This window comes from Promicromonospora sp. NPDC050249, from assembly GCF_040656015.1.
In the GTDB taxonomy this organism is placed as follows: Bacteria; Actinomycetota; Actinomycetes; order Actinomycetales; family Cellulomonadaceae; genus Promicromonospora.
In genome coordinates, this window is sequence record NZ_JBFAKY010000025.1 from 22,393 (window position 1) to 37,576 (window position 15,184).

A 15,184-nucleotide genomic window follows, 5' to 3' on the forward strand; every position below is an offset into this window, starting at 1 on the left:
CTCCTTGGCTCAAGCGACATGACCCCGAACCGGGGCCCGGCGACCCCTGCGGCCGCCCTGCCGCCGACGTTACGAGCCTGAGTACAGTAGGTTCCCTCAGGAAAGTATTGGAGCCTGCCATGCCGAACGCGAGAGCTGCTACGAGCACGTGGTCACCCCAGCCCGACGACGACCCCGCCACCGCCTGCCCCATCTCACCGGTCGTGGACCTCGTCTTCAGCCGGTGGACGACGCCGATCCTGTGGGTGCTGCAGGCTCACGGCACCCAGCGCTTCGTCGAGCTGGAGCGGCGCATCGGGGTGACGCCGAAGGTGCTCACGCAACGCCTGCGGCAGCTCGAACGGGACGGCCTGGTGCAGCGCAGGATCTACGCGGAGGTACCGCCGCGCGTGGAGTACGAGATCACCGAGCTCGGCAGCAGCCTCCACTCCGTCTTCGCCGCCCTGGGCGAGTGGAGCGACGCCCACCTGGCGGACGTCGAGGCCTCCCGCGCCGCATACACAGGGCCGCTCCCCCGCTGAGCGGAGGAGCGGCCCCGAGATCCGAGCGTCAGGCCTTGACGAAGGCCAGCAGCGCCTCGTTGACCTCGGCCGCGTGGGTCCAGAGCAGGCCGTGCGGCGCGCCCTCGATCTCGACGTACTCCGCCTCGGGGAACGCCTTGTGGAACGGGCGGGCCGTTGCGTCGATCGGGAGGATGTTGTCCTTGGTCCCGTGCAGGATCAGGGACGGCTTGCCCGCGGCACGCACCGCCTCGACGTCGGCCCGGAAGTCCTCGATCCAGGCCGAGACGACGGCGTAGGCCGCGACCGGGGCGCTGCGCGTCGCCGTGTTCCAGCTCGCGGTGACGACCTCCTGGCTGATCCGGCTGCCGAGGTTCTCGTCCAGGTTGTAGAAGTCCTGGTAGAAGTTCGTGAACCAGGCGAAGCGGTCGGCGTGGGCCGTGTCACGGATCCCGTCGAAGACCGACTGCGGCACGCCGGTCGGGTTGTCGTCGGTCGCGACGAGGAACGGCTCGAGCGAGGCGAGGAAGGCCAGCTTGGCGACGCGCTCGTGGCCGTAGTTCTTCACGTAGCGGGCGAGCTCGCCGGTACCCATCGAGAAGCCGACGAGGATGACGTCGCGCAGGTCGAGGGTGTTGAGCACCGCGTCGAGGTCCGCGGCGAAGGTGTCGTAGTCGTAGCCTGCCCCGACCTTGCTCGACTGGCCGAACCCGCGGCGGTCGTACGTGATGACGCGGTACCCGGCGTCGATCAGCTCGCGCGACTGGCGCTCCCAGCTGTTGCCGTCCAGCGGGTAGCCGTGGATGAGGACTACCGGCTGCCCCGTGCCGTGGTCCTCGTAGTAGAGCTCAGTCGTGGTGCTGTTCTCGGTGCCGACCGTGATGAAACCCATGATGTGTTCCTCTCCTTGAATCCCGCTTGCCATCCTGTGGCCCGGCGGAGAACGATCGTTCTCTGCCGATATCCGTTACAGTAGAGAACGAACGTTCTCCGCGCAAGTCGTGCGGAGCGAAAAGTGGGGTGAGATCGCATGATCGACGAGAAGACCGCTCGCGAGGCAGTGATCGAGGCCGCCGACGAGCTGTTCTACGCGCACGGCGTCCAGGCGGTCGGCATGGACGCCGTGCGGACGGCGGCGGGTGTGTCACTCAAGCGGATCTACTCGCTCTTCGCCTCGAAGGACGAGCTGATCGTCGCGGTGCTGCGCCACCGCACCACGGTCTGGGACTCCGGCCTCGCGTCCGCGTCGGAACGGGCGACGTCGGCACGCGAGCGCATCCTCGCCATCTTCGACTTCCTGGACGCCTGGTTCAGGGAACCGGACTTCCGCGGGTGCGCGTTCATCAACACGCACGGCGAGCTGGGCGCCTCCTCGACGGCGGTCGCGGACGCCGTCCGCGAGCAGAAGCGCGGCTTCCAGGAGTACGTGGCCCGCCTCGTGTCGGACGCCGGCGCGCCCGCCACCCTGGCGCCGCAGCTCGCCATCCTCGCGGAGGGCGCGCAGACCACTGCCGCCATCGCGGGCACCCCGGACGCCGCGCACCAGGCGCGCGCCGCTGCCGAGACCCTGCTGGACGTGGCAACTGCGAGAGGATGAGGACATGACGACCGACGACACCACCGGCGGCGGACCGGTAGCCACTCCGTACGCCCTGCAGACCGGCCCTCACGAGGGTGACTTCGCGTTCCGCTGGGCGTACGGCAACCCCGAGGCGCCGTTCACCATCATGGAGTTCGGCGACTTCGAGTGCCCCTACTGCGGGGCGGCCAAGCCCGTGCTGCACGAGCTCGTCAACAGCTCCGAGGGCCAGGTCCGCCTGGTGTGGCGCCACTTCCCCCTGTTCGAGCCACACCCCTACGCGCTGACGGCGGCCCTCGCGGCCGAGGCCGCGGGGCACCAGGGGGCGTTCTGGCCGATGGCGGGTCTGCTCTTCAAGAACCAGGACAGCCTCGACGACGCGTCGATCATCCGTTACGGCGAGCAGCTCGGCCTCGACGACACGAGCGCCCTGATCGGTGACCCGGCGCAGCGGTTCGCCGGCGCCGTCCGCAAGGACTACCAGGCGGGCATCGACGCCGGGGTGCACGGCACGCCCACGCTGTTCATCAACGGCGAGCCGTACCTGGGCGCCGTCACGGTCACCGACCTGCGGGACACCATGTCGATGTCCCGCAAGCGCGCCCGCTTCCGCCGGTGACGGCGGTTACCGCGCCAGGAGGGCCCGCAGGTGGGCCACCACCTCCCGCGGGGACTGCTCGGCCATGAAGTGCCCGGCGTCCAGCGTCCGGTGCTCCAGGTCGGCGGCCCACGCGGACCACAGGCCTGCCGCGTCGTAGCCGAGCGCCGTGCCCCAGTCCTGCTGGAGCACCGTGACCGGCATGGCGAGCCGCAGTCCAGCTGCCCGGTCGGCCCGGTCGTGCTCGACGTCGATCCCCGCCGACGCGCGGTAGTCCGCCACTATCGACGGCACCGCCTCCCGCGAGGCCCGCAGGTACTCCGCCCGCACCTCGGCCGGGATCGCGTCGGGACCTGTGCCCCAGGCATCGAGGAAGAACCCGAAGAAGTCGTCGGCGGAGGCCTCGATCATCCGCTCGGGCAGGCCGGGCGGCTGCGCCATGAGGTAGAGGTGGAACGCGACGGCGGCGTCGGCGCCGTGCAGCACGTCCCACATGTCGAGGGTCGGCAGCACGTCGAGGATGGCCAGGTGGGTGACCCGGTCGGGGTGGTCCAGGCCCGCGCGGATCGCGACGAGCGCTCCCCGGTCGTGGCCCGCGAGGGCGAACGTCTCGTGGCCCAGCGCGCCGGCGAGTGCGACCACGTCCTGGGCCATGGTGCGCTTCGAGTAGGTGTCGCGGTCGAGCTCGGCGGGCTTGTCGCTCGCACCGTAACCGCGCAGGTCGGGGACGATCACCGTGTGGTCACGGACGAGGTCCGCGGCGACGTGGCGCCACATGAGGTGCGTCTGCGGAAAGCCGTGCAGCAGCACGACAGGGCTGCCGGAGCCGCCGACGGCTACGTTGAGGACGACGTCGCCCACGGCGACGCGCTGGTGATCGAGCCCAGGGATCTTCTGTGTCATGCCCCGAATCTCCAGGACGTGGATGAGCAAGCGATGAGTAGGCGATGAGGACGGACGTGCGGGTAGGGGTGCTGGGCCCGGTCACCGCGTGGGTCGACGGCGCAGAGGCGGCCCTGGGCGGCCCCCGCCAGCGCGCCGTCCTCGCGCGGCTGGTCGCGGCAGGCGGCCGGACGGTGACCGCCGACCGCCTGGTCCAGGACCTGTGGGTCGACCCACCGCAGGGCGCGCTGGCCGCCGTGCGCACGTTCGTCGCGGCGCTCCGCCGCGGCCTCGAGCCCGGGCGGACGCCGCGCACACCCGCCCGGCGGCTCGTGACCGACGGGCCGGGGTACGCGTTGCACGACGTCGATGTGGACGCCTGGTCGTTCGAGGCCGCGGTGGCCGGGGCGCGCGACCTGACTCCCGCGGCCGCCCGGGCGTCGCTCGACCAGGCGCTCGGCGCCTGGCGCGGCACCCCCTACGCGGGATTGGACCAGCCGTGGGCGGCCGCCGAGCGAGCCCGGCTGGCCGAGCTGCGGCTCGTCGCCACCGAACGCCGCGCCGAGGTGCGGATCGCGCTGGGCGACGCGGCCGGCGTCGTGCCGGGTCTGGACGCGCACGTGGCCGAGCACCCGTGGCGGGAGGAGGCGTGGCGCCTGCTCGCGCTCGCGCTGTACCGGTCGGGCCGGCAGGCGGACGCGCTGGCCGTGCTCCGCCGGGCGCGAGCGATGCTCGCCGACGAGCTCGGCGTCGACCCGGGCCCGCGGCTCGCGGAGCTGGAGGGTCAGGTGCTGCGGCACGACGTCGGCGCCGACGCCGCCACGCCCGACGACGTCTGGCGGGACACCACCTCCGCCTACGAGCGAGTGGTCGCCGCCGGCGCCCGCAGCCGCCTGGAGTCGACGGCGACGCTCCTGCGCACCCTGGCACTGTCCGGTGGCGAGGGCCTGGCGGCGGCCCGCTCACAACGGGTGGCCGCCGTCCGCGCCGCCGAGCAGCTCAGCGATCCGGAGCTCACCGCCCGGGTGATCGGCGCCTTCGACGTGCCGGGCTCCTGGACCCGGTCCGACGACGCGGGCGCTGCCGCCGAGATGGTCGCCGCCGCCGAGCGCACCCTGGCCGCGCTCCCCCAGGACGCACCGGACGCGGTCCGGGCCCGGCTGCTCGCGACCGTCGCGATGGAGTCACGGGGGCTGCCCGGGCCGCGTGGACCGGAGGCCGCGCGCCAGGCGGAGGACCTCGCGCGGCGGGCGGGCGACCCGGCGGTGCTCGCGTTCGCCCTGGCGGGCCGGTATCTGACTGCCTTCGGACGCACGGGGCTGGCCGGTGAGCGGGACGCGATCGGCGCGGAGCTGGTGGCCCTGGCGGCCCGGCACGGGCTGAGCACCTTCGAGATCCTGGGGCACCTGGTGCGGATGCAGGCACAGTCGGCCCTCGGCCGGTGGGAGACGGCGCAGCAGCACGCGGCCGCCGCCGCCGCACTGGGCAGGAGGTACGAGCGGCCGCTGGTGGCGGTGTTCACGGGGTGGTTCGCGGCGCTGCGGATCGCAGCGTCGGGTGCGAGTGCAGACGCCGCCGAGGACGCCTACCGCACCGCCGCCGAGCTGCTCGACGGCTCCGGCATGCCCGGCCTGGCCGAGGGCCTGCTCCCGCTGGCGGTGCTCGCCGTGCGGGTCTGGCACGGGTTACCTGCTGACGGCGGAGTGCCCGACGGCGGTGCGGCACACGGCGAGGCTGTACACGGCGAGGCGGCGGACGGCGAGGCGGCACACGGCGAGGCGGCGGACCAGGCCGCCGCTCGGGGCGCGGGAACGGCCGGCGCAGCAGGAGACAGCAGCCGCTGGGGCCCCTACGAGTCGTGGGCCCGCCCGCACCTGCTCCTGGCCCGCGGGGCGGATGTCGAGGCCGCGGCCGCCGTCCGCCGCATCACCGACCCGCCGCCCGGCCTGCTCGCCGAGGTGCTCTGGATCCTGGCGGGGCGGGCGGCGACCGCGGTCGGAGACCGCCGGGTCGCCGAGCGGGCCCGGGCGGCGCTCGTCCCGGCAGCCGACGAGGTGTCGGCGGGCAGCGGCGTCCTGACCGCCGGCCCGGTGCGGGATCACCTGGACGCGCTGGCGGAGTTCCTCGACGGCTGACGGCGTCGGCGTCGAACCCCGGCCGGGCAACGGACCGAACTCACCGACTTCGGTCCGTTGCTCCGAGATCGGTCAATCAACCGACCGATCTCAGTGCAACGGACCGATCTCGACGAGCCGCCTGTGCAACGGACCGATCTCAGCACCGGACGCCGGCAATCCGCAGCGCCGGCGCCAGGACAGGCCGGGGAACGGTCAGGCCGGCGGGCGCCAGGCGCCGTCCGGCAGCGGCGGCGGGCCGCTGGCCTCGTGCGGCGAGCACAGCGGCAGCCGGTCACCGAAGTACCGGAGGACCAGGATGCCGATGACGCCGGACAGGATCGAACCGACGATGATGCCCACCTTGGCCTCGTTGATCAGCGCCTCGTCGTCGAACGCGAGCTCGCTGACGAACAGCGCGATGGTGAACCCGATGCCGCACAGGAACGCACCGCCGGCGAGGTGTCCGTAGCGCACCTGGCCGGGCAGGGTACCGAGCCCGGTCGTGAGCGCGATCATCGCACCGGCGAACACGCCGATCCCCTTGCCGAGCACGAGGCCGACCAGCACACCGAGCGTGACCGGGCTGGACAGGGCTGCGCTGATCGACTCCCCGGTGAGCGCTACGCCGGCGTTGGCCAGCCCGAACACCGGCACGACGAAGTACGAGCTGACCGGGTGCAGCGCGTCGAGGATGCGGTCGCTCGTGGGGACCGCCGACCGTGCGGCGCTGACGGCGAGGCGGGAGCGGGCCGGGTCGAGATCCTCCATGAGGGCGCGCGCGTACCACCCGAGATCTCGGCGCGCCTCGTCGTCGTGCCCCCGGCGGGCGGTCGGGACCGAGAGGCCCACGACGACGCCCGCGAGCGTCGGGTGCAGCCCGGACTCGAGGACCGCCACCCACAGGATCAGGCCGACGAACAGGTACGGCGGGATCTGCCAGACGCCGATCCAGCGCATCGCGAACAGCACCAGCGTGAGCAGCGCCGCGAGCGCCAGCGCACCCATGGAGATCGCGTCGGAGTAGAAGATGCCGAGGAGGGCGATAGCCCCGATGTCGTCGAAGATCGCCAGCGTGAGCAGGAAGACGCGCAGCTGGTCGGGGCAGCGTGGCCCCGCGAGCGCGAGCACGCCGATGACGAACGCCGTGTCCGTGGACATCGGGAGACCCCAGCCGGACGCGTCCGGGGCGGACGGGTTGATCAGCAGGTAGATGCCGATCGGGACGGCCAGCCCGCCGATCGCCCCGAAGAGCGGCACGGAGGCGGCGCGGAAGGTGCGCAGCTCGCCGACGGTGAGCTCGCGGTTGACCTCGACGCCGACCACGAAGAAGAACACCGCCATGAGGAAGTCGTTCACCCAGTGGTGCAGCGAGAGGTGCAGCTCCCAGGTGCCGACCGTGAGGTTGACGGGCGTCTCCCACAGCGCGTGGTACGAGCCGCCCGCCACGTTCGCCCAGACCAGGGCGATGGCCGACGCCGCGAGCAGGAGCGTCGCTCCCCCGCCCTCGGTTGCGAAGTAGCTGCGTAGGCCCGGGGAGAGGCGTGGGTACGGGATGTCCACCCGAGGCCGGGGACCCGGCCTGGTCGGAACTCCGGTGGGGATCCGGTCTGTCACGGGTCAAGAATGACAGAGTCGGGCGGCGTCAGCGGATCGCTCTCGTCGCGGCGATCGTGCCGAGCAGGGCCAGCGCCTCGGCGGCCGGCGAGCCAGGGGTCGCGTGGTAGACGACGAGCTCCTGGCCCGGCACGCCACGGACGTCGAACGCGTGCACGCGCAGCTCCAGGTGGCCCACGTCGGGATGCAGGAAACGCTTGCTGGTCAGGCGCTTGCCGCGGGCGTCGTGCTGGTCCCACATCCGCACGAAGTCCGGGCTCTTGACCCGCAGCTCGTCGACGACGCCGCGGATCACCGGGTTGCCCGGGGTGAGTCCGTCGGCCAGGCGGAGCCCGGCCACGGTGTTCTCGGCGACGGCGTGCCAGTCCGGGTAGAAGGTGCGCGCGGCGGGGTCGAGGAAGGTCGCGCGGGTCAGGTTCCGCGAGAACGGGAACCCGCCGAACAGCGCCTCGCCGAGCGGGTTGCTCGCCAGCACGTCGAAGGCCCGTCCGAGCACGATCGCCGGGCTGTCCCGCCAGGAGAGCATGAGCTCCAGCAGCGAGCTGTCGACCTCCTCGACCGCCGCGGGAGCCACCGGCCGGGGGCTGAGGCCGGCCAGCCGGTAGAGGTGCTGCCTGCCGTCGTCGTCCAGGCGCAGCACCTCGCCGAGCGAGTCCAGGACCTGCGGTGACGGGCTCACCTCGCGTCCCTGTTCGAGCCGGACGTAGTAGTCCACGCTGACGCCGGTCAGCATCGCCACCTCCTCACGGCGCAGGCCGACGACGCGGCGCCTCCCGTACACGGGCAGGCCGAGCGCCTCCGGGGTCAGCTGCGCGCGCCTGCCGCGCAGGTAGTCGCCGAGCGGTGATGCGGTCATGCCTTCGACGGTACCCGGCCGGCCACGCGTATCCAGGGTGTGCTGCACCCAGGAGGACGGCGTCCTTCCTGGGCCCGGCGCGGCACCGCAGCCTGGATCCATGACCACAGAGACGAACACCCAGCTCAGCAAGATCGTCCTCGTCACCGGAGCGAGCAGCGGCATCGGCGAGGCCACTGCGCTCCGGCTCGCGTCGGAGGGCCACCACGTGGTGCTCGGCGCCCGCCGGACGGACCGCCTCCAGGCCGTGGTGGAGAAGATCCGGGCGAACGGCGGGGCGGCGAGCGCCCACCGGCTCGACGTGACCGACGCCGCCGACGTACGCGCCGTCGTGGACCGCGTCGTCGAGGAGCACGGGCGGATCGACGTCATCGTGAACAACGCGGGCGTCATGCCGCTGTCCCGGCTCGACGCGCTCCTCGTGGACGAGTGGGACCAGATGATCGACGTCAACGTGCGCGGACTGCTCCACGGCATCGCCGCGGTGCTGCCGCACTTCGGGCGGCAGGGTGGCGGGCACGTCGTCACGGTCGCCTCGATCGGCGCGCACGAGGTGTATCCGACGTCGGCGGTGTACTCCGCCAGCAAGTTCGCCGCGTGGGCGATCACGGAGGGCCTCCGCATGGAGTCGGACCCGAGCGTCCGGGTCACCACGATCACGCCCGGCACGGTCGAGAGCGAGCTCGCCGAGCACATCTCCGACACCGGGGCGCGGACCTACATGCAGTCGTTCCGCCGCAACCTCATCCCGGCGGACGCGATCGCCCGCGCCATCTCGTTCGCCCTGGACCAGCCGGCCGACGTCGACGTGAACGAGATCATCGTGCGCCCGGCGGCCCAGCGCTGAGCACACCGACCGGTACACCCACCGAGACACCCACCGAGACGCAGGGAGAGATCATGTCCAAGGTCTGGTTCATCACCGGTTCCTCACGCGGGTTCGGCCGCGAGTTCGCGCTCGCCGCTCTGCGACGCGGAGACCAGGTGGCCGCCACCGCCCGCTCGCTCGCCGCGCTCGACGGGCTCGTCGCGGAGTACGGGGACCTGGTCCTGCCGCTCCGGCTCGACGTGACGGACCAGGCGGCCTGCCGGGGCGCCGTCCGGCAGGCGCACGAGCGGTTCGGGCGGCTCGACGTCGTCGTCAACAACGCCGGGTACGGGCACTTCGGGGCGGTCGAGGAGGTCACCGAGCCGGAGCTGCGCGCCCAGCTCGACACGAACCTCTTCGGCGCGCTGTGGGTGACCCAGGCTGCCCTGCCGATCCTGCGCGCGCAGGGCAGCGGGCACGTGGTGCAGATGTCGAGCATCGGTGGCGTCGGCGCCTTCGCGAACCTCGGCGCGTACCACGCGTCGAAGTGGGCGCTGGAGGCCATCAGCGAGTCGCTGGCGATCGAGGTCGAGCCGCTGGGCATCCACGTCACCCTGGTCGAGCCCGGTGGCTTCGACACCGACTGGGCAGGGCCGTCCGCCCGCACCTCGACGCGCTGGGCGACGTACGACTTCGTCCGGGAGGCCGCCGCCCGGCGCCGGGGTACGCAGGCACCCGGATCCCCAACGGCGGCCGCGGCCGCCCTTCTGGAGGTGGTCGACAGCGAACGGCCGCCGCTGCGGGTCCTGTTCGGCGCCCAGGCGCACCAGATCGTCACCGGCATCTACGAGCACCGCCTCGCGACGTGGCAAGACGGCACCGAGCTGGCCCGCAGAGCGCACGGCTCCGCCGGTTGACCAGCGTTCAGCGGGCGAACACCTGGGTACCGATGGTCCCGAGCAGCTTCAGCCGGTCGGCGTCCTCGCTGCCGGCCCCCGCGGTGTACACGACGATGCGCAGGTCGCTGCCCGGCACCGCGAGCACGTCGCAGTCCAGGACCAGCGGGCCGACGTCGGGGTGCAGGACCGTCTTGTGGTTCGACACGTGTTCGCCCACGACCCCGGCGTCCCACTGCCGCGCGAAGTCGGCGCTGGCGCTCCGGAGGTCCTCGACGAGGGAGAGCAGGCCGGCGTCGGCCGGGTACCGGGCCCGCGCCGCCCGCAGGTCCGAGATCATCGCCGCCTCGAAGCTCGCGCCGTGCTCCGGAGACTGCCGGATGCTGTACGGCGGCCCCACGAAATGGCGCCAGATCGGGTTGCGCTCACGTTCGGACAGCTGGGTCGGGTCGCCGAGCAGGGCCGCCCACATCGGGTTCCACAGCACCATGTTCCAGGCGGCGTCGTTCACGCTCAGCGGGGCGCCGTCGAGCTGGTCGATCAGCCGCCGCACCCCCGGCGGGATGACCTGGGAGAGGTGGCCGGGGCCCGGCACCGGCTGGCCGGCGAGGACGTACAGGTGCTCCCGCTCGGCGTCGGACAGCCGCAGGGCGCGGGCGAGCGAGGACAGGACCTGCGGCGACGGCGAGGTGGCCCGGCCCTGTTCGAGCCGCACTATGTAGTCGACGGACAGGCTGGCGAGCTGCGAGAGCTCCTCCCTGCGCAGCCCGGCGGCGCGCCGCACGCCGCCGGAGGGCAGGCCCACCGCGGCCGGCGCGGTGCGGTCGCGCCAGGCGCGCAGTGCGCTGCCCAGCTCCGTGGATCCGCTCATGCCCCCAACGTATCGAGGCCCGACGAGAACAGCCTGGTACTGGCCGTACCCAGGCTGCACGGGGCGCTGTCTGTCCACCCCAGGACCGACGACGGTGGGGATCTCAGCAGGAACCACCGACCGTTCGGAGCGAAGAACTATGACGACCACCCTCATCACCGGGGCGAACAAGAGCCTCGGCTACGAGACCGCCCGCCGCCTCATCGAGGCCGGGCACACCGTCTACGTCGCGGCACGCGACCCGGAGCGCGGCAAGGCGGCCGCCGCGCGGCTCGGCGGCCGCTTCGTCCAGCTCGACGTGACGGACGACGACTCGGTCCAGGCCGCCGCCGACGCCGTCCGCGCCGAGGCCGGCCACCTCGACGTGCTGGTCAACAACGCCGGGATCTCCGGTGTGCCGAAGACCCCTGGCGACGTGACCGGTGCCGACATGCTGCACGTCTACGACACGAACGTCTTCGGGCCGGTGCGGGTGACGCGGGCCTTCCTGCCCCTGCTGCAGGAGAGCGACAACCCGGTGGTCGTCAACGTCGGCAGCGGGCTCGGCTCGCTGGCGGCGGTCACCGACCCCAGCCGGGTGGAGTTCCACGTGAAGCTCATGGACTACAGCTCCTCCAAGGCCGCCCTGGTCATGGTCAACGCCATGTACGCCAAGGAGTTTCCGGGCATCCGGTTCAACACCGTCGACCCTGGCTACACCGCCACCGACCTCAACGACCACGGCGGGTACAAGACCGTGGAGCAGGGCGCCGAGATCATCGTCCGGATGGCCCTGATCGGCGCCGACGGCCCGACCGGCGGCTTCTTCGACGACGAGGGGCCTGTCATCTGGTGATCTCGCCACCACTCTCGCGCTCGCCGTGAAAGGGTCGGGCCATGACGTCTCCGCACCTGCGCCGAGCCGAGGCGATCGCATGCTGAAGGTCCGCGGCATCTCCTACCTGCTCGGTGAGTCGAGCGCGGACGACGTGCGCCGGGATCTGGAGATCATCGAGCGGGACCTGCACTGCGACACGGTGATGGTGACGGGCGGCGACGTCGAGCGGTTGATCGAGGCCGCTCGCGTCGCCCTCGACGTCGGCCTGGCCGTCTACATCCGACCGGACCACACCGACCGGCCCCGGCGCGAGCTGCTGGAGCGGCTGGACGCCGTGGCCGCGGCGGCCGAGACGCTGCGCCGCGAGCACCCGGACCGCGTGACGCTCCTCGTGGGCACCGAGCTCTCGCACACCGTGCCCGGCATCGTCCCTGGATTCCGCTCGTTCCTGCGGCTGAAGCTCATCCTGCGGTTCCACCGTCTGCTGCGGCGCCGGATCAACCGGCGTCTCCACAGGCTGCTCGTCCGCACCGTGGCGATCGCGCGCCGCCACTTCCAGGGCCCCCTGACCTATTCGGCGGCCGGGTGGGAGGAGGTCGACTGGTCTCCGTTCGACGTGGTCGGCGTCAGCCTGTACCGAGGTGCGCGCAACCAGGCGACCTACGCCGACCGGCTGCGCGGCCTGGTCCGCGACAACGAGGGCAAGCCGGTGGTCATCACCGAGTTCGGCTGCGGTGCCTTCACCGGGGCCGACCTGCGCGGTGCCGGCTCGTTCCAGATCGTCGACTGGTTCGCCGAACCGCCGCGCATCCGCGACGACCATCCGCGCGACGAGTCCGTCCAGGCCCGCTACCTCGGCGAGCTCATCGAGCTGTACGACGCGGAAGGCGTCCACGGCTGTTTCGTCTTCACCTTCGCCATGCCCGACTTCCCGCGTCGCGAGGACCCGGGCCTCGACCTCGACAAGGCCGGCTTCGGCGTCATGGCCGTGACGGAGGACGGCGTCTATCAGCGCAAGGAGGCGTTCGGCGAGGTCGCTCGACGGTACGGCGGCTGACCGCCGATGCTCTCCGCCGCCGTCCGGAGCGCCGCGATCTCGTCCGGCGTGGACATCCGGGCCAGGGGTGTGGATCGCCCAGGCGATCTGGGTCACCCACGCTGCGGGTGCCGCCCGGGCGCTCCGCCGCGCGCCGACCGGCGCCGAGCCGCTGCCGACGACCCTGGCGGTCGACAGGTTCGCCGGACGCGACCACCAGGACCTCACGTCGACCTCGCGTCGGAAGCGCTGCGCCTCTACCAGGACATCTACGCCAACGACGCGTCGGCGTCCGCCTGATCTGCCGCTGACCGAGTCGTGGTCGGCAGGCTTCAGGCGACCGGAACCCCCAGGGTTCCGGCCGCCTGAAGCCTGCTGGACGGAGGTCGGCCACAGGACCTCCGTCAGGTCACGGGCCCGTCGTCAGGTAGGTCACCTGGCGGCCGCTGTTCACCGTCTCGCCCGTGTTGTTGATGACGCGGCGGATGGTGCCGACGCCGCCGAGCGACACGGTGACCATGTTGTGGAACCGGACGCCCGAGCGGACCGGCACCTCGAAGGCCCGGGCGTTCGCCACCGCGGGGTTCACGTTGAAGAACGCGTAGCTGCCCAGCCCCCAGGCCTGGTGGTCGGTCACGGCGTCGCCGACCTTGTATGCCGCCCAGCCCTCGGTCGAGCCGTTCATGTAGGCGGCCTGGTTCGGCGGGTCGTACGGCATCTCGTTCTGGTAGAAGTACGTGCGCCCGCGCTCCCCGTTCCAGATGGTCTGGTACTGCTGGTAGTGCTCGACGAACAGGCCGTACATGGTGACGTCGTCGCCGTTCACGATCAGGCCGTTGCGGCCGGTGTTCACGGTCCAGCCCACCGTCCCGTTGTTGCCGTGGTCGGCCCGCCAGATCCAGGCGTGGTCGCCGATGACGTCGTCGCTGTTGACCTCCATGCTCACCGCGGCCTTGCCCGCGATGGAGCCGCCCACGCGGATGAACACGTCGGACAGCACGGTCGGGTTCGCCGCGTGGTCGGCGGACGAACCCGCCGGGCCCACCTGGAGCAGCACGTTGGAGCTGGTGGTCCCGGCGTCGAACATGATGCCGGCCAGGCGCACGCCGTCGACGTCGGCCACGTTCATGGCGTTGATGCCGCCCTGCGGCACGAACGTGGCGAGGCCCAGGCCGAGCACCACCGTGTTCGCCCGGTTGACCTGGAGCGTCTGGTTGAGCTGGTAAGTGCCAGGGGTGACCAGCAGGTTCTTGCCCGCCGCGAGCGCCGTGTTCATGCTCGCCGCGGTGTCGCCGGGGCGCACCACGTGGAAGTCGCTGATCGGCAGGGACTGCCCGGCGGGGTCGCCGTTCGCCCAGGTGGTGCCTGTCGTCCCGGTGCGGACGGCGGGGACGAACACCCGGTAGGAGCCGTTGTCGTCGACGTACAGGTACGGCTTCTCGGCGACCTTCGGGGTGGCGGCGATCGTCGTGTACGGCGGGTTCGGGAAGCTGTTGCCCGGCGCCCCCGTGCTACCCACGAAGACCTGGTTCCAGTTGGAGCCGGCCCAGCTGCCCATGGCGGAGTTCCGCGTGAGGAACTGCTGCTGGGTGCCGGAGTTGATCTGCCCGTCGACCTTCGAGTCGGCGATGAGGCCGCCCGACGACCAGCCGCCGTCGGACAGGGCGAGGTTGCCGCGCAGGTGCATGCGCCGGTAGGGCGCGGCCTGGGAGACGGACCAGCGGTCGTTGCCGTCCGCGGGCGTCACGGACAGGCCCTCGGCGGAGCGCCAGAAGTTCTGGGTAGCGTTCTGCGAGCCGTCCGGCCACCAGTCGGCCTCGACGTGGACGTGGCCGTTGATGTTCACGTCGTCCGGCACAAGGCCGAGGCCCGCTACCTGGGTGAAGAAGCCGACGTTCGCGTCGACGTCGTACGAGCCCGGGTAGAACAGCATGGCGTGGCGCTGGGGACCGAACTGGTTGGTCTCCTGGGCGTCGAAGACGCTGTTGAGCTTCGACTGGACCGCGGCGTCGGACATGGAGGTGTCGAAGACCGCGACGTTCGGGCCGAGGTCCGGGTTCGCCGGGTTCGGGAGGACAGGGTCAGGGTTCGGTCCAGGCACGGAGCCTCCGTTGTGGGACCACTTCTGGTTGGCGGCGCCGGTGCAGCTCCAGAGCTGGACGCGGGTGCCGTTCGCCGTCGCACCACCCGCGACGTCCAGGCACTTGTTCGCAGCCCGGTTCACCAGGTCGCCGGCCGCGGTCAGGGTCCACTTCTGGCTCGCCAGCGAGCCGAAGCAGTCCCACAGGTGGACGACGGCGCCGTCCGCCGTCGAGCCGTTCGCTACGTCGAGGCACTTGCCGAGGCCGCGGACGGAGCCGTCGTCGGCGAGCGTCCAGGCCTGGTTGGCGTTGTTCGACGTGCAGTCCCAGATCTGGGGCCGGTTGCCGTTCGCGGTGGACCCCTCCGCGACGTCGAGGCACTTGCCGCTCGCCGAGCTGACCAGCGTGCCGGTCGTCGCGGCGACGGCCCCCGGCGATGCCACGACCCCGAGCAGGCCCGCGAGCACGACGGCGGCGAGGGCGCCCACCGCTTTCCGAACAGATGACATGACGGCCTCCGGCGAGTCTC

Annotated in this window: 14 protein-coding genes; 8 read left to right on the forward strand and 6 right to left on the reverse strand. The window is 72.1% G+C overall.

Annotated features, from left to right (window positions below; genetic code table 11):
* Positions 1-119 precede the first annotated feature (119 nt).
* Positions 120-521 carry a helix-turn-helix domain-containing protein gene (locus AB0I32_RS19515; RefSeq protein WP_357508979.1) on the forward strand — a complete coding sequence of 134 codons (402 nt, stop codon included), beginning with the start codon at positions 120-122 and terminating at the stop codon, positions 519-521.
* 28 nt (positions 522-549) lie between these two features.
* On the opposite strand, the gene AB0I32_RS19520 is transcribed toward AB0I32_RS19515, so the two are convergent.
* Positions 550-1,392 carry an alpha/beta hydrolase gene (locus tag AB0I32_RS19520; protein WP_357508981.1) on the reverse strand — a complete coding sequence of 281 codons (843 nt, stop codon included), beginning with the start codon at positions 1,390-1,392 and terminating at the stop codon, positions 550-552.
* 138 nt (positions 1,393-1,530) lie between these two features.
* Here AB0I32_RS19520 and AB0I32_RS19525 point away from each other — a divergent pair, with 138 nt between their 5' ends.
* A complete protein-coding gene (locus AB0I32_RS19525) occupies positions 1,531-2,097 on the forward strand; it encodes a TetR/AcrR family transcriptional regulator (protein ID WP_357508983.1) in 567 nt (188 codons plus the stop codon).
* Between the two features lie 4 nt (positions 2,098-2,101).
* The gene (locus AB0I32_RS19530; protein ID WP_357508985.1) at positions 2,102-2,698 is read left to right on the forward strand and encodes a DsbA family protein; all 597 of its coding nucleotides are present in this window, start codon (positions 2,102-2,104) and stop codon (positions 2,696-2,698) included.
* A 6-nt stretch (positions 2,699-2,704) separates the two neighbouring features.
* On the opposite strand, the gene AB0I32_RS19535 is transcribed toward AB0I32_RS19530, so the two are convergent.
* Positions 2,705-3,580 carry an alpha/beta hydrolase gene (locus AB0I32_RS19535; protein WP_357508987.1) on the reverse strand — a complete coding sequence of 292 codons (876 nt, stop codon included), beginning with the start codon at positions 3,578-3,580 and terminating at the stop codon, positions 2,705-2,707.
* A gap of 44 nt (positions 3,581-3,624) precedes the next feature.
* On the opposite strand from AB0I32_RS19535, the gene AB0I32_RS19540 reads away from it, so the two are divergent.
* Positions 3,625-5,694 carry a BTAD domain-containing putative transcriptional regulator gene (locus tag AB0I32_RS19540; RefSeq protein ID WP_357508989.1) on the forward strand — a complete coding sequence of 690 codons (2,070 nt, stop codon included), beginning with the start codon at positions 3,625-3,627 and terminating at the stop codon, positions 5,692-5,694.
* Positions 5,695-5,889: 195 nt separating this feature from the next.
* Here AB0I32_RS19540 and nhaA read toward each other — a convergent pair whose 3' ends face one another.
* Positions 5,890-7,290: a Na+/H+ antiporter NhaA gene (nhaA, locus tag AB0I32_RS19545; protein ID WP_357508991.1), complete on the reverse strand. Its 1,401-nt coding sequence runs from the start codon at positions 7,288-7,290 to the stop codon at positions 5,890-5,892.
* 28 nt (positions 7,291-7,318) lie between these two features.
* Positions 7,319-8,146 carry a helix-turn-helix transcriptional regulator gene (locus AB0I32_RS19550; RefSeq protein WP_357508993.1) on the reverse strand — a complete coding sequence of 276 codons (828 nt, stop codon included), beginning with the start codon at positions 8,144-8,146 and terminating at the stop codon, positions 7,319-7,321.
* Between the two features lie 100 nt (positions 8,147-8,246).
* Here AB0I32_RS19550 and AB0I32_RS19555 point away from each other — a divergent pair, with 100 nt between their 5' ends.
* On the forward strand, positions 8,247-8,993 hold the full coding sequence (locus AB0I32_RS19555; protein WP_357508995.1) for an SDR family oxidoreductase: 747 nt from the start codon (positions 8,247-8,249) through the stop codon (positions 8,991-8,993).
* Between the two features lie 53 nt (positions 8,994-9,046).
* A complete protein-coding gene (locus AB0I32_RS19560; protein ID WP_357508997.1) occupies positions 9,047-9,871 on the forward strand; it encodes an SDR family NAD(P)-dependent oxidoreductase in 825 nt (274 codons plus the stop codon).
* Between the two features lie 7 nt (positions 9,872-9,878).
* Here the strand turns inward: AB0I32_RS19560 and AB0I32_RS19565 are convergent, their stop codons facing one another.
* Positions 9,879-10,721 (reverse strand): helix-turn-helix transcriptional regulator, encoded by an 843-nt coding sequence (locus tag AB0I32_RS19565; protein WP_357508999.1) that lies wholly within the window; start codon positions 10,719-10,721, stop codon positions 9,879-9,881.
* 139 nt (positions 10,722-10,860) lie between these two features.
* On the opposite strand from AB0I32_RS19565, the gene AB0I32_RS19570 reads away from it, so the two are divergent.
* Both AB0I32_RS19570 and AB0I32_RS19575 read left to right on the forward strand, forming a co-directional pair.
* Positions 10,861-11,556 (forward strand): SDR family NAD(P)-dependent oxidoreductase, encoded by a 696-nt coding sequence (locus tag AB0I32_RS19570; RefSeq protein ID WP_357509001.1) that lies wholly within the window; start codon positions 10,861-10,863, stop codon positions 11,554-11,556.
* A 79-nt stretch (positions 11,557-11,635) separates the two neighbouring features.
* A complete protein-coding gene (locus AB0I32_RS19575; protein ID WP_357509003.1) occupies positions 11,636-12,595 on the forward strand; it encodes a hypothetical protein in 960 nt (319 codons plus the stop codon).
* A 388-nt stretch (positions 12,596-12,983) separates the two neighbouring features.
* Here AB0I32_RS19575 and AB0I32_RS19580 read toward each other — a convergent pair whose 3' ends face one another.
* Positions 12,984-15,164, reverse strand: a complete 2,181-nt coding sequence (locus tag AB0I32_RS19580; protein WP_357509005.1) for an RICIN domain-containing protein — start codon at positions 15,162-15,164, stop codon at positions 12,984-12,986.
* Between the last annotated feature and the right edge of the window lie 20 nt (positions 15,165-15,184).

Bases quoted from the DNA above. Each gene is read 5' to 3' on its own strand.
- AB0I32_RS19565 (WP_357508999.1), bottom strand. From the start codon at position 10,721: ATGAGCGGATCCACGGAGCTGGGCAGCGCACTGCGCGCCTGGCGCGAC.
- AB0I32_RS19555 (WP_357508995.1), top strand. From the start codon at position 8,247: ATGACCACAGAGACGAACACCCAGCTCAGCAAGATCGTCCTCGTCACC.
- AB0I32_RS19570 (WP_357509001.1), top strand. From the start codon at position 10,861: ATGACGACCACCCTCATCACCGGGGCGAACAAGAGCCTCGGCTACGAG.
- AB0I32_RS19580 (WP_357509005.1), bottom strand. From the start codon at position 15,164: ATGTCATCTGTTCGGAAAGCGGTGGGCGCCCTCGCCGCCGTCGTGCTC.
- AB0I32_RS19540 (WP_357508989.1), top strand. From the start codon at position 3,625: ATGAGGACGGACGTGCGGGTAGGGGTGCTGGGCCCGGTCACCGCGTGG.
- AB0I32_RS19535 (WP_357508987.1), bottom strand. From the start codon at position 3,580: ATGACACAGAAGATCCCTGGGCTCGATCACCAGCGCGTCGCCGTGGGC.
- AB0I32_RS19530 (WP_357508985.1), top strand. From the start codon at position 2,102: ATGACGACCGACGACACCACCGGCGGCGGACCGGTAGCCACTCCGTAC.
- AB0I32_RS19550 (WP_357508993.1), bottom strand. From the start codon at position 8,146: ATGACCGCATCACCGCTCGGCGACTACCTGCGCGGCAGGCGCGCGCAG.
- AB0I32_RS19515 (WP_357508979.1), top strand. From the start codon at position 120: ATGCCGAACGCGAGAGCTGCTACGAGCACGTGGTCACCCCAGCCCGAC.
- AB0I32_RS19560 (WP_357508997.1), top strand. From the start codon at position 9,047: ATGTCCAAGGTCTGGTTCATCACCGGTTCCTCACGCGGGTTCGGCCGC.
- AB0I32_RS19525 (WP_357508983.1), top strand. From the start codon at position 1,531: ATGATCGACGAGAAGACCGCTCGCGAGGCAGTGATCGAGGCCGCCGAC.
- AB0I32_RS19520 (WP_357508981.1), bottom strand. From the start codon at position 1,392: ATGGGTTTCATCACGGTCGGCACCGAGAACAGCACCACGACTGAGCTC.
- AB0I32_RS19575 (WP_357509003.1), top strand. From the start codon at position 11,636: ATGCTGAAGGTCCGCGGCATCTCCTACCTGCTCGGTGAGTCGAGCGCG.